This is a genomic window from Amycolatopsis sp. cmx-11-12, from assembly GCF_046269425.1.
Lineage (GTDB): Bacteria > Actinomycetota > Actinomycetes > Mycobacteriales > Pseudonocardiaceae > Amycolatopsis.
Genome location: NZ_JADNQM010000012.1, coordinates 35585 through 48107 on the forward strand (window position 1 = coordinate 35585; position 12523 = coordinate 48107).

The 12523-nt window shown below is 67.4% G+C and carries 15 protein-coding genes; 3 read left to right on the plus strand and 12 right to left on the minus strand.

Features of this window, described 5'->3' with window-relative positions; genetic code table 11:
- Positions 1–4 precede the first annotated feature (4 nt).
- Complete coding sequence (locus tag ACLARN_RS18405) at positions 5–583, minus strand: TetR/AcrR family transcriptional regulator (RefSeq protein WP_409492649.1); 579 nt, start codon at positions 581–583, stop codon at positions 5–7.
- 91 nt (positions 584–674) lie between these two features.
- Here ACLARN_RS18405 and ACLARN_RS18410 point away from each other — a divergent pair, with 91 nt between their 5' ends.
- Positions 675–1121 (plus strand): anthrone oxygenase family protein, encoded by a 447-nt coding sequence (locus ACLARN_RS18410; RefSeq protein ID WP_409492813.1) that lies wholly within the window; start codon positions 675–677, stop codon positions 1119–1121.
- 9 nt (positions 1122–1130) lie between these two features.
- Here ACLARN_RS18410 and ACLARN_RS18415 read toward each other — a convergent pair whose 3' ends face one another.
- The gene (locus ACLARN_RS18415) at positions 1131–2747 is read right to left on the minus strand and encodes a DHA2 family efflux MFS transporter permease subunit (RefSeq protein ID WP_409492650.1); all 1617 of its coding nucleotides are present in this window, start codon (positions 2745–2747) and stop codon (positions 1131–1133) included.
- Complete coding sequence (locus ACLARN_RS18420; RefSeq protein WP_409492651.1) at positions 2728–3354, minus strand: PadR family transcriptional regulator; 627 nt, start codon at positions 3352–3354, stop codon at positions 2728–2730. Before ACLARN_RS18420 ends, ACLARN_RS18415 begins: the two co-directional genes overlap by 20 nt.
- A 160-nt stretch (positions 3355–3514) precedes the next feature.
- Here ACLARN_RS18420 and ACLARN_RS18425 point away from each other — a divergent pair, with 160 nt between their 5' ends.
- Entirely contained in the window at positions 3515–4894 is a 1380-nt protein-coding gene (locus ACLARN_RS18425) for a serine hydrolase domain-containing protein (RefSeq protein ID WP_409492652.1), read from the plus strand.
- A 223-nt stretch (positions 4895–5117) separates the two neighbouring features.
- Here ACLARN_RS18425 and ACLARN_RS18430 read toward each other — a convergent pair whose 3' ends face one another.
- The 9 genes from ACLARN_RS18430 to ACLARN_RS18470 form a co-directional block, all read right to left on the minus strand.
- Positions 5118–5438, minus strand: a complete 321-nt coding sequence (locus ACLARN_RS18430) for a hypothetical protein (protein WP_409492653.1) — start codon at positions 5436–5438, stop codon at positions 5118–5120.
- Positions 5435–5641, minus strand: coding sequence for a DUF397 domain-containing protein (locus ACLARN_RS18435; protein ID WP_409492654.1), 207 nt, complete (start codon positions 5639–5641; stop codon positions 5435–5437). The genes ACLARN_RS18430 and ACLARN_RS18435 overlap by 4 nt, the downstream gene beginning before the upstream one ends.
- Positions 5642–5849: 208 nt before the next feature.
- The gene (locus ACLARN_RS18440; RefSeq protein ID WP_409492655.1) at positions 5850–6683 is read right to left on the minus strand and encodes a helix-turn-helix domain-containing protein; all 834 of its coding nucleotides are present in this window, start codon (positions 6681–6683) and stop codon (positions 5850–5852) included.
- Between the two features lie 84 nt (positions 6684–6767).
- Entirely contained in the window at positions 6768–6986 is a 219-nt protein-coding gene (locus tag ACLARN_RS18445) for an acyl-CoA carboxylase epsilon subunit (RefSeq protein WP_409492656.1), read from the minus strand.
- A complete protein-coding gene (locus ACLARN_RS18450) occupies positions 6983–8620 on the minus strand; it encodes an acyl-CoA carboxylase subunit beta (protein ID WP_409492657.1) in 1638 nt (545 codons plus the stop codon). The genes ACLARN_RS18445 and ACLARN_RS18450 overlap by 4 nt, the downstream gene beginning before the upstream one ends.
- A 59-nt stretch (positions 8621–8679) precedes the next feature.
- Positions 8680–9342: a response regulator gene (locus ACLARN_RS18455; protein WP_409492658.1), complete on the minus strand. Its 663-nt coding sequence runs from the start codon at positions 9340–9342 to the stop codon at positions 8680–8682.
- Complete coding sequence (locus ACLARN_RS18460; protein ID WP_409492659.1) at positions 9339–10490, minus strand: histidine kinase; 1152 nt, start codon at positions 10488–10490, stop codon at positions 9339–9341. Before ACLARN_RS18460 ends, ACLARN_RS18455 begins: the two co-directional genes overlap by 4 nt.
- 68 nt (positions 10491–10558) lie before the next feature.
- The gene (locus tag ACLARN_RS18465) at positions 10559–11386 is read right to left on the minus strand and encodes an SRPBCC family protein (protein WP_409492660.1); all 828 of its coding nucleotides are present in this window, start codon (positions 11384–11386) and stop codon (positions 10559–10561) included.
- A gap of 52 nt (positions 11387–11438) precedes the next feature.
- Complete coding sequence (locus ACLARN_RS18470) at positions 11439–11855, minus strand: MarR family winged helix-turn-helix transcriptional regulator (RefSeq protein WP_409492661.1); 417 nt, start codon at positions 11853–11855, stop codon at positions 11439–11441.
- A gap of 97 nt (positions 11856–11952) precedes the next feature.
- On the opposite strand from ACLARN_RS18470, the gene ACLARN_RS18475 reads away from it, so the two are divergent.
- Positions 11953–12522, plus strand: coding sequence for a flavodoxin family protein (locus tag ACLARN_RS18475; protein WP_409492662.1), 570 nt, complete (start codon positions 11953–11955; stop codon positions 12520–12522).
- Position 12523: the final 1 nt, after the last annotated feature.

Below are 12523 nucleotides of genomic sequence, written 5' to 3' on the forward strand. Positions count from 1 at the left end.
TCTGTCAGACCACGGCGAGCCGGTCCACCAGTAGCTCCATCCGCCGCTCGGCGTACTCCGGCGGCAGCCGTCCCGCCCGGGTCAGGGTGGCCAGCCCGTGCAGGGCCGCCCAGAACAACTCGGTGAACAGGCCCGGGTGGACGCCGTCCCCGGCGACCTCGGCGAGGCTCTCCAGCAGGGCGGCGAAGGCGTCCTTCAGCGGCTCCGGGGTGTCTTCTTTCGCGAACGCCAGACCGCCGTCGAGCTGGAACATGGCGTCGTAGACCGCCGGGTTGCGGTCGGCGAAGTCGAGGTAGGCGCGGGCGAGGGCGGTGACCCTGGCGCGCGGACCGTCCGCGGCGGAGGTCGCGGCCCGCAGTGCCACGGCCATCTCGGTGGCACCTTCGAGGGCGACGGCGCCGATGATCTCGCGTTTGCCGCGAAAGTGGCTGTAGAGGACGGGCTGGCTGTATTCGATGCGCTCGGCGAGCCGGCGGGTGGTGACCGCGTCCCAGCCCTGCTGCTCGGCGAGTTCACGGGCCGTCGCCACGATGAGGCGTTCGCGGTCCGCCCGTTCACGCTCCTTGCGTTCCTGTACCGACATGACCCGATCCTAGCACCGCTAGACAACCGAGCGGCAGCAATGCTAGCGTCGAATCAATACCTAGCGATGCTAGTTCCCTGGAGGGGTCATGTTGCTCGAAGCACTCGAGGTCTTCACCGTCGTTGTCGTCGGCCTGATGGTGGGGGTGGAGTTCTCCGTCGCCTTCGTCATCAATCCGATCCTCAACGGACTTCCCGACGACAGCAATCAGCTAGGCCGAGCCCACGGGGGCCGGATGCTCGGCGCCATCATGCCGTTCTGGTACATCGGCTCGCTCATTCTGAGCGCGATCTGGGCCATCGCCGGATGGCATCAGCCCGGCGCCGTCCTCGTCGTCATCGCCGCCGGGCTGCTGATCGTGAGCGTGGTCATGTCGATCCTGCTGCTCGTCCCGATCAACGACCGGGGCAAGACGTGGACCCCCGAGAACCGGCCCGAGGACTGGAAGGAGCAGATGAACCGCTGGGACCGCTTCCACTACGTCCGTGTCGCCGTCATCATCGCCGCCTTCGCCCTGCTGGCCACCGCCCTCGCCTGAGTCGTGGGCTCAGGCGGCGGTGGCGGCGGCCGTCGGAGCCGAGGCCGGAGCGGGGGTCCGCGGTGCCGGGCGCCGCATCGTCAGCGCCGCCAGTACGCCCAGCAGCAGGACAGCCGCGGGCAGCAGCAGAGTCACCCTGGCGGCGTCTGTCAGTCCATTGTGGACGACTTCGAGCGCGAGCCGCTGAGCCTGCTCCGCCACATCGGCGGGAAGTCCAGGGATGGCCGCCGGTCCGGAAGAACCGAACTCGCCGGTCGATTCCGCGGCCTTCGCGATCCCTTCCGCGAACGGCGCACGGTACTGCTCCGGCAAGGCGGTCGCCGCCGTCGCCGCCTCGTCGGCGATCGACGCGCTGATCCGGGCCTGCAACAGCACTCCAACAGCGGCACTGCCGAGCACGCCGCCGACCTGCCGGGCGGTGTTGAAGATGCCCGACGCGGTCCCGATGAGCCGCGGCTCGACCGAACTCATCGCCAGATTGCCCATCGGCGCGAAGATGAACCCGATCCCGGCGCCCGCCACCAGCAGTGCCGGGGTGAGCGCCCACGCGTTCGCGCCCGCCCGCGCGATCAGCGCGACGAGAGCCAGCCCCGCGGAGAGCGCGGTCAGCCCGATGATGAGCAGGACCTTGCCGTTGAGCTTGTCCGAAGCGCGCCCGACGAACGGGCCGATCATGCCCGCCAGCAAGGACATCGGCGCGAACAGCAGGCCGGACATCGTCGGCGATTCGCCGAGGACGGCCTGGATGTAGATCACCAGCGGCAGGAACATGCCGGTCATCGCGAACCCGACGGTGACCGACGTCAGCGTTCCCGCCGAGAAGTTGCGATTCGCGAAAACACCCAGCGGTAGCAACGGTTCGTCGCGGTTGAACCGTTGCCACACCACGAAAGCGATCAGCAGGGCGAGCCCGGCGCCGATGATCTCGAATACGGTGATCGGGCCGAGTACACGTCCCCAGTCGTAGTGCTGTCCATTTTGGACTCCGTACACGACGAGGAACAACCCCGCGCCGGAGAGCAGGATCCCTGGCACGTCGAAGGAATGCGAGTGTTTCGGCTGCCAGTCCGGCACCTTGAGCAGTGCCAGCGCGAACGCGACCACGCCGACCGGCAGGTTGACGAAGAAGATCCATTCCCAGCCGAGGTGGTCGACGAGCACGCCGCCGAGCAGTGGCCCGACGATCGCCGCGATCCCGGCGACACCGCTCCAAAGTCCCATGGCGGGGCCGCGTTTCGACGGCGGGAACAGGTGGCTGATGAACGCCAGGGTCTGCGGCGTCATCAAGGCGGCGCCGAGGCCCTGCACCGCGCGGGCCGCGATGAGCATCTCGACCGATCCGGAGAGGCCGCACCACAACGACGCCAGCGTGAACACCACGAGGCCGGTCAGGTAGACCCGTTTCGGGCCGAACCGGTCGCCGAGGCGGCTGGCGAACAGCATCGGCACCGCGTAGGTGAGCAGGTAGACGCTGATCACCCAGACGATCGCGTTCAGCCCGGCGCCGAGTTCGCGCAGCATCGAGGGAATCGCGGTCGAAACGATCGTGGTGTCCAGCAGGATCATGAAGAAACCCAGGCACAGCGCGGAAAGCGCGGCCCAGGGGTTAGCTTGTCTTGCGTTCATCGGTGTCTTCCTCGGCGACCAGATTCAAGTTCGGCTTGCAGTGGCCCTGGAATCGGATGCGGCCGGATTCCAGGTCTTCGACCAGTTTTTGGGTCCACTCGAGTTCGAAGGTCCGGCGCGCGGTGGCGTAGGACCAATCGAGCCAGTAGACCTCGGGGAGTTCGTGCTCTTCGACCAGGCTTCGGAGCACCACCTGGTCGGCGGCGGCGGAGGCTTGAAGTCGCAGCACCCGGTGCTTGAGCTGGGTGATCGACGTCTCCGGGCCCAGTTCGTCGATGACGGCGAGCGCGCTGAGGTACTCGGGGAACTCCTCCGCCGGGGTGCTCAGCATGTCCTGCGCGCGGTCGACGAACTCGTCGCTGCCGGCGTCCGTCATCGCGTACACGGTGCGTTCGGGGCGTTTCCCGTCCCGTTGGGTTTCGACGATTTCGATCAAACCGTTCTGCTGCAAGCGATCCACCGTGTGGTAGAGCGACCCGGCCTTCACTTTGACGCGGGTGCTGACGTAGCGCTCCTTCATCAGCTGTGCCATCTCATACGGATGCATGGGCCGCTCGTGGAGGAGTTCCAGCACCGCCATGGCGAGCGGGGTGAGCTTCGCGGCCATTCATGGTCCTCTCGGAGGATTCCGTATCGATTATTCCGCGTGGACTATATGGCAGAACTCGGCCCGTGGACAAGCGACTTCCTGCTTGCGCACGCTGATCGCGTATGCGTACAGTGTGCGCAAGACGAGAACAACGTACTCACGAACGAGAGGGAAGAGCATGACGAACACCGTGACCTGGGACGCCGGACGCTGGCAGGCAAGGCTGGACGAGCTCCGCGAGGCCCATCACGTTCCAGGCGCCGTGCTCGCGATCCTGGTGGACGGCGAGATCCACGAACTCGCGAGTGGCGTTCTGCACCGCGGGACCGGGGTCGAGACGACGACCGATTCGGTGTTCCAGCTCGGTTCGATCGCCAAGATCTACACCGCCACCCTGGTCATGCGGCTGGCCGAAACCGGCGAACTGGACCTTGATGCACCGGTCATCGAGGTGCTGCCGGACTTCGAGACGATCGATCCCGAGGCGACAGGGGCGATCACCGTCCGGCAACTGCTGAGCCACACCAGCGGACTCACCTGCGACTTCCACCTCGACACCGGCCGGGGTGACGACTGCATCGCCCGCTTCGTCGAGGCGAGCAAGGGCATCGCGATGGACTGCCCGCCGGGGACCGCGGTCTCCTACAGCGGCGTCGGCTACCTGGTGCTCGGCCGCATCGTCGAGGTGCTGACCGGGTTGACCTGGGATCAGGCCCTCAAGGAGCTGATCTTCGCGCCGCTCGGGCTGAAGCAGTCGATGACCTTGCCCGAAGAAGCCCTGAGTTTCCGCGCGGCGATGAGTCATCTCGGCGAGCCGGGGCAGGACCCGGAGCCCGCGCCCGCCTGGGATCTGATGCCGCGGTCGGCGGGACCGGGCGCCCGGGTCATCGCCTCCGCCGGTGACGTCGTCCGGCTCGCGCGGATGCACCTCGACGGCGGTCTCGCGCCCGACGGAACCCGTGTCCTGGCACCGGAATCGGTGGCGGCGATGCAGCACCGCGAGACCGACGTCCCCGACAAGTGGACGGTCAGCGCGGACGGCTGGGGGCTCGGCTGGACGCTCTACGACTGGGACGGCACGACCGGCTTCGGCCATGACGGCGCGGCCGTCGGGCAGTACGCGTATCTGCGGGTGGTCCCGTCGGCGGGCGTGGCCGTCGCCTTGGTGACCAACGGCGGCGGCGCCCGGCAGCTTTACGCGGCCCTGTTCCGTGAGCTGCTCGGCGAGTTCGCCGACGTCCGGATTCCCGACGCCTTCGCGCCGCCCGCCGAACCGCCGGTCGTGGATCTGGAGCGGTTCGCGGGTGTCTATCGGCGCGAAGGTGTGGTCATCACGGTGACCGAAGACCGGAAGCTGACGTACGAGTTCGTCGGCGGGATGAAGGACTTCTCGCCGACGCTGGACATGGACCTGGTCCCCGTCACTGAGACGGTTTTCGCCGCTTCAGGAGCTGGCCCGTCGTTCAGTGAGGACTGGATGCCCGTGGTGTTCTCGACGCTTTCGAACGGCACAGAATGCGTCTACATCGGGATGCGCGCTGCCCCCAAGATCGCCTAAGCCCCTGAGTCGGAAGTTCGTGTCGTGAGTGGCGATTCGGGTTCTCTTGAGGGGTAGGGCAAAGGTGGTGTCTTACGCGCTCGCCGGGTGCTGATCTGGATGTCGCGAAAGCCACTTTCGGGACATCAGACGTCCCGAAAGTGGCTTTCGCGACATGCCCGGCGCGTGTGGTGTGGACGGTCAACTCGGCTTGGCGGAGTGGTTGTGATCCGAAGGACACGGCCTAGTTCAGGCGTCTCGGCCCGATTTCGCGTTCGAGGAAGCGGTGGTACTCGATGGCCGCGATCGAATTCTCCAGCTGTTCGAACGTCGGGGCGGGGAGCGCGCCGTTGAAGACGATCGTCAGGTTCTTCCGCGGGATGTTGATGACGTACGGATCGACACCGAGTTCTTCGCAGTGCTCGCGAAGCACGGCCGTCCAATGGTCAAGGTCCTCGTCCTCGCCGAGGTGCTCCCACCGCGCGACGATCCAGTTGCCGTTGATCAGCTGGCCCGCCATCTCCCGCGGATCATGGACCATGTACGGCTCGGCGACGTCGTTCATCGGCCCAAGTGATCGATCAGGGCGGCGAAGGACGAGGCCGGGAGCACCAGGATCGGCCGGGTCTCGTCCGGCAGTGCCCACTGCTTGGTGTCTCGGATGCCGACCAGACCGGGCAGTCGGCCGACCTCGACGCAGGCGTTCTCTTCCCAGTGCGTGTAGGTCGACTTGTGCCAGTCGGTCATGCGTTCGTGCCAGGTGGTCATCGGAGTCGCCTTTCCCGAGTGACTGTTTCGGCAAGTAGACGGGTTGCGCGGAGGCAAAGTTGTCAATTTCGAGTGATCTGCCGTTGCTGGTCGGCGAACGGTCCTGGAAGGCCCTCAAGATCGCGCTCGGCGCAGAAAAGGGGACCTTCACCGACAGCTGCTTTACTCACGATGCACTCTCAGGGTGCATAGCGCCAAGAGTCCTTGGTCACTGGTGTGATTCAGCCGCGAGCTGTCGGTAGTCATCCGCGATCCTGGCCAGATGCGAGCACGCGACGCCGTCGTAGGTGGCGTAGCGCTCGACTTCGGCGAAGTTCTTCTCGTAGTCGGCGACTTCGCGTTCGTCCGTGACGAGCGCCGTCGCCGTCTGCGTGCTGAGGAGTACCGCGCGCGAGTCGTAGATGTCGAAACCGTGGAGAACGGGGACCGACACCGGCGCGGTCCACGGGATCACGCCCAGCCGCACCCGCCCGCGGCAGGACAGGTCGATGAGGTGGCCGAGCTGGGCCAGCATGGTCGCCGCCCCGCCCATGTTCCAGCGCAGGGCGCCTTCGGTCAGCACGAAGTGGAATTCACGGTTCGATTCGAGGATCCGCTGGCGCTCCAGCCGGGCTTCGACCGTCTGATCGCGTTCGCCGTCCGGCAGGGAATCGCCGAACAGCGCGGTGATGTAGTCGCGGGTCTGCAACAGGCCGAACACGATCGTCGGCTGGAAACTCCGGATCCGGGCGGACGCGGACTCGATCTTGCCGATCCGCTGCTGCATCCGCCAGGCACCCCGCTGGAAGACGACGCGGGCGGACGCCGCTTCTTCGCGGAGATCACGGGTGATCGCGACGAGTGCCCGCCGGACTTTCGCGGGCGCGCCATAGGCACTGCACAACGCGACGACCTGATCCTCGGTCGGCATGAACGCGCCGGTTTCGACCCGCGAGACCTTGGACTGGCTGAGGCCGGTCAGGTTCGCCGCCTCGGTACCGGACAACCCGGCGGCTTTGCGCAGACGGCGCAATTCGGTGGAGAGCTGGTCCTGGTTCGTCACGCACGGCTTTCTGGGGCGTATCGGCTCGAAGACCTGTCACGATAGCCCGCGGAAACCGGATCCGCGCTGTTCGGCGGGGTCGCTTCAGCGCGGGAGGGCCGAAGCCCGCCAGGCGCCGTCACCGGGGGAAAGCGGGGCCCGGACGAGCGAGGCCTTGTCCGCCCACCACGAATCCCGTTTCGGCGACGGCTCCGGGGCCCGCGCGCTCGCCGCCGCCGCGACGACGGCGGTCAGCGCGGCGACTTCGGCGTCGCTCGGATTACCGCGGACGACCCGCAGCAGCGGGGTTTCGGGGGCGGTCACAGCGGGATGTTCCCGTGCTTCTTGGGCGGCAGCGTCTCTCGTTTGCCCTGGAGCAGCGAGAGCGCCTTCGTGATGTGACCGCGGGTGTGCGCGGGCACGATCACCGAATCGACGTAACCGCGTTCGGCAGCCGCGTACGGGTTCAGGAGGGTGTCCTCGTACTCCTGGATCAGCTCGGCCCGCAGCGCGTCGACGTCCTTGCCGTCGGCGGCGGCCGCGGAAAGGGTCTTGCGGTGCACGATGTTCGCCGCGCCCTGCGCGCCCATGACCGCGACCTGCGCGGTCGGCCATGCCAGGTTGACGTCCGCGCCGAGGTGCTTCGACCCCATGACGTCGTACGCGCCGCCGTACGCCTTGCGGGTGATGACGGTGACGAGCGGGACGGTCGCTTCGGCGTAGGCGTAGATCAGCTTCGCGCCGCGCCGGATGATGCCGTTCCACTCCTGGTCGGTGCCGGGCAGGAAGCCGGGGACGTCGACGAAGGTGAGGACCGGGATGTTGAACGCGTCGCAGGTGCGCACGAATCGCGCGGCCTTCTCGGACGCGTCGATGTCGAGGCAGCCGGCGAACTGGGTCGGCTGGTTCGCCACGATGCCGACGCTGCGGCCGTCCACCCGGCCGAAGCCGACCAGGATGTTGGGCGCGAACAGCTCGTGCACCTCGAGGAAGTCGCCGTCGTCGACGACGCGGTTGATGACCTCGTGCATGTCGTACGGCTGGTTCGGCGAGTCCGGGATGAGCGTGTCCAGCTCGCGGTCCGACTCGGTGACGTCGTCAAAGAAGCCACCAGCAGGCGCGTCCGTCTCGAACAACGGCGCTTCGGACAGGTTGTTCGCGGGGAGGAACGAGAGCAGTTCCTTGACGTAGGCGATGGCGTCTTCGTCGTCGGAGCCGAGGTAATGCGCTACGCCCGAACGGGTGTTGTGCGTGCGCCCGCCGCCGAGCTCCTCGAAGGTGACCTCTTCGCCGGTCACGGTCTTCACGACGTCGGGGCCGGTGATGAACATGTGCGAGGTCTTGTCGACCATCACCACGAAGTCGGTCAGCGCGGGGGAGTAGACGTGCCCGCCCGCGTTGGCGCCCATGATCAGCGAGATCTGCGGGATCACGCCGGACGCCTTGACGTTGCGGTTGAAGATCTCGCCGTACAGCCCGAGCGAGACGACGCCTTCCTGGATCCGCGCGCCGCCGCCCTCGTTGATGCCGATGATCGGGCGGCCGGTCTTGATCGCCAGGTCCATCACCTTGACGATCTTCTCGCCGTACACCTCGCCGAGTGAACCGCCGAAGACGGTGACGTCCTGGCTGAACACGCACACCGGACGGCCGTCGACGGTGCCGTAGCCGGTGACGACGCCGTCGCCGTAGGGCCGGTTCTTCTCCTGGTCGAAGTTGACCGAGCGGTGCTTCGCCAGCTCGTCGAGCTCGACGAACGAGCCTTCGTCCAGCAGCAGGTCGATCCGCTCGCGAGCGGTCTTCTTGCCCTTGGCGTGCTGTTTCTCCACCGCCCTCGCGGAACCCGCGTGCACCGCCTCGTCGTATCGGCGGTACAGGTCGGCCAGCTTGCCGGCCGTGGTGTGGATGTCCGGTTCGTCCTCGGGCGGCGTCCCGAGCGGCTCCGTCGCACTGCTCATGAATCCGCAGCCTAGCTACTCGGCGGTCACTTCGCGTGTGGCGTAGGCAACGTTCCGGGCTACCGCGCGGCTCGCACCAGGCCGGATTCGTAGGCCGCGATCACCAGCTGCGCCCGGTCCCGTGCCGCGAGTTTGTGCAGGAGATGGCCGATATGCGTCTTCACCGTCGCCAGTCCGAGATGCAGTGTTCCGGCGATCTCGTCGTTCGACAGGCCGCGTGCGATCAGGCTCAAGACCTCGCGTTCGCGGGTGGTGATGTTGTCGAGCGACGCCGCGACGCGCTGGCCGGGGTCGGGCAGCCGGGCGAACTCGGCGATGAGCCTTCGCGTGATCGAGGGCGCGAGCAGTCCTTCGCCCGCCGCGACGACCCGGATCGCGGTCAGCAACTCGGCGGGCGGGGTGTCCTTCAGCAGGAAGCCGCTCGCACCCGCGCGCAGGGCCGAATAGACGTAGGCGTCGAGGTCGAACGTCGTCAGCATCAGCACGTGGACGCCTTCGGTGGCGGCCGACGCGCAGATCCGCCGGGTCGCTTCGATCCCGTCCAGTTCCGGCATGCGGACGTCCATCAGCACGACGTCGGGGCGTTCCTTCTCGGCCAGTTCCGCCGCTTCCACGCCGTTCTCCGCCTCGCCGACGACCTCGAGGTCCGGCGCGCTGTCGACGAGCACGCGGAAACTGCCGCGCAGCAACGCCTGGTCGTCGGCGATCAGTACGCGGATCATCGTGTCCCCACTTCCTCGACGGCGTACGGCAACCGCGCGAACACCCGGAATCCCCCAGCGGGCAGTGGCCCCGCTTCGAAGTCACCACCGTAGACGGCGACGCGTTCGCGCATGCCGATCAAACCGTGCCCGCCCATGGTCGCGGCCGAGCCTTCGCCGCGTCCGTCGTCGACGATCTCGACGCTGATTTCGCCGGGCCCTTCGGTGATCGTGACCCGGCAGAGTGACGGCCCCGCGTGCTTCACGACGTTGGTCACCGCCTCCTGCGTGATGCGGTAGACCGAAAGCGCGACACCTTCGGGAAGCTCGTCCACCACCTCGCCGGTCAGCTCGACGCGGACTCCGGCCTGGCCGGCGCGTTCGGCCAGTGTCCGTAGATCGGCGAGTTTCGGCGCGGGGCCGAGCGCGGCCTCGGGCTTGCCGTCGCCGGAGCGGAGGACGCCGAGCATCCGCCGGAGTTCGACGAGGGTCTCGCGGCTGGTGAGTTCGATGACCCGCAACGCTTCGCGCGCTTCTTCGGGCTGTTCCTTCGCGACGTGGTTGCCCACGGCCGCTTTGACGGCGATCAGGCTCATGCTGTGCGCGACGACGTCGTGCATTTCGCGCGCGATCCGCAGGCGTTCGTCGGAGACCGCCTGATCGGCGTGGGCCTCGGTGAGCAGGGCGAGGTTCGCCTGTCGCTGACGCGCCGTCCAGCCCAGCGCCCACGAGCCCGCCACCCCGCCGCCGGCGAACGCGGTCGACGCGAGCGTCGTGGGTCCGAGCCGCACCAGTTCGAGGACCGCGACGATGAGCAGGCCGAGGCCCAAGGCGATCAGCGAGCGGGCTCGCGGGTACTCCAGCGTCAAGGTGTAGAGGGCACAAGCCATGGCCAGAATCGCGGCCGGGCCAAGGCCGTTGCCCGCGAGCACGGCCGGGATCAGGCTGAGCAGGCCGAGGCCGTAGGCCGCCACGGGCCAGTGCCGCCGCACCACGATCGCGATCGCGCACGCGGCGACCGTTGCCCAGGCGAGCCACATCGGGATGGCGACGGTGAACGTCCACGTCTTCGCGGCGAGGTTCCCGCCGACGGCCACCACCAGCACCAGCGCGACGATCACGTCGATGATGTGCGGCACCCGGCCGGGCAGCGCGGACGGCTGTTTCATACGGCGAACCTAGCCGGGAGCGTGGCTTTCGCGCGTCCGTCCGGCGGAGGTCATCCCCAGGGTGGAGATCAGCTCCTGTGCGCCGCCGCGAAGAACTCCTTCAGCTTCTCGCGCCAGCTTCGCAGCGCCTCGGGGACGACGTCGTCTTGACCGTCGGGAACCGTTTGGGTCACCTCGACCATGGTCCCTTCGAGTTCGGAGTGGGTGAACTCCCACCGGACGACGCCTCCTCGTGGCAAGGAGAACTCCAGCAGTCGCGGCGGTTCCTCGCGCGTGACCGTGCCCGCCCCGATCACCGCCCTTTCCGGGGTGAGCAGTGCCCAGACGTCGTCGAGTGGCTTCCAGATCAGATCGCGGCGGAACCGGATCACCTTGCCGTCGCCGGTTTCCAGGACTTCGCCGTCCGCGAGCCCGAACTCCTCGACGTAGGCCTCGATGGGGCCGACCCAGTCCTCGGGCGGCTCGTTCTCTTCGCCGTCGAGGTGTGCGGTGAGGGCGACGAGGCAGCTGTCCCAGCCGGCGGCCGTGCGGCCCGCCGCGATCCTGGCGATGGCGGGTTCACCCCGGCCGAACGTATGCGTGAAGAGCAGCCTGCTGCCGTCCTCCTCCGGGGTGATCTCCCAGCGGAGGACGTCGTCGTTCCAGCTGAACGCGAAGACGCGAGGCTCGTCGGCTTCGAGGACTTTGCCCGCTGTCGGGACCTCTTCACCCTCGAAGGTGAACTCGATCGTTCCGCCGGGGCGCAGGTCGACAGTGACCGCGGCGGGGAACCATTTCGCGAGTTCCGCCGGCTCGGTGACCGCCCGCCAGACACGTTCGGGACTGTGCGCGAGCCGCCGTTCGAGGCGGAGCGCGGGACGTTCTCCGACGGTTTCCAACCGGGCGCGAGCGATCACGGTTACCTCCTAATGTGCCGTTAGGGGAATATAACCGCGAGGGAATATTGGGTCAAGCGCCGCGCAGGGCGGCCACCGCGCTCTTCAGTTCGGGGTCGGCGTGGGCCTTGTCGAGGGCCGCCGCCAAGACCTCGTGATAGGTCGGTTCGGTTTCGGCGTACCGTTTCCTGCCTTCCTTGGTGATGCACGAGTACACCCCGCGGCGATCGTTCTCGCAGGGATCGCGCTCCGTCAGGCCGGCGTCTTCGAGGCGGACGACCATCCGGCTCACGGAACTCTGGTTGAGCCCGATCGCCTCGGCGAGTTCCTGCATGCGCAGGACACCCTTCTCGGTGGCGGCCAGCTTGCCGAGCGCGCGGAACTCGGAGAGTCCGAGTCCGTGCCGTCGTTGCAGTGCCTTCGCGAGTTCTTGCTCGATGCGCCCGTGCAGCGTGAGGACACGGCCCCACGCCAGTTCATCGGCGGTCACGGCGACCTCCCTGGATTTGCTTGACACGAGTTTACATGCAGTGACAGCATCTGCTTGCACATACATGTACATTGAAATCACTTCGGAGGGGATCGCGATGACCGACGATCGAAGCTTCCTGTTCCTGCTCGGGAGCGCCCGCGCGGGCGGCAACACGGAGATCCTGGCGAGGCGGGCGGCGAAGGAGTTGCCTCGCGCTGTGAAGCAGCGATGGATCCGGACGTCCGAGTTGCCGTTGGCGCCGTTCGTCGACCGGAAACACGACGGCGAGGAGTTCGTCCCGCCCGCGGGGAACGAGCGATCACTGTTCGACGCGACCATGGCGGCCACGGATCTGGTGATCGCGTCGCCGGTCTATTGGTACAGCGTGTCGGCGTCGGTGAAGCTGTACTTCGACCACTGGGCGAGCTGGCTGGACCAGCCGGAACTCCGCTTCAAGGAGCAGATGCGCGGCAAGACCTTGTGGGGGGTGAGCGTGCTTGCCGAGCAGCCGGAGCAGGCGGAACCGCTGATCGGAACCCTGCGTAAGACCGCCGAATATCTCGGAACGCATTGGGGTGGGCAGTTACTCGGCAACGGGAGCCGCCCTGGCGACGTCCTGCTGGACGAGAGCGCGCTCAAAGCGGCCGAGACCTTCTTCGCCGGGGCGGATCTCGTGCGCGCCTGAG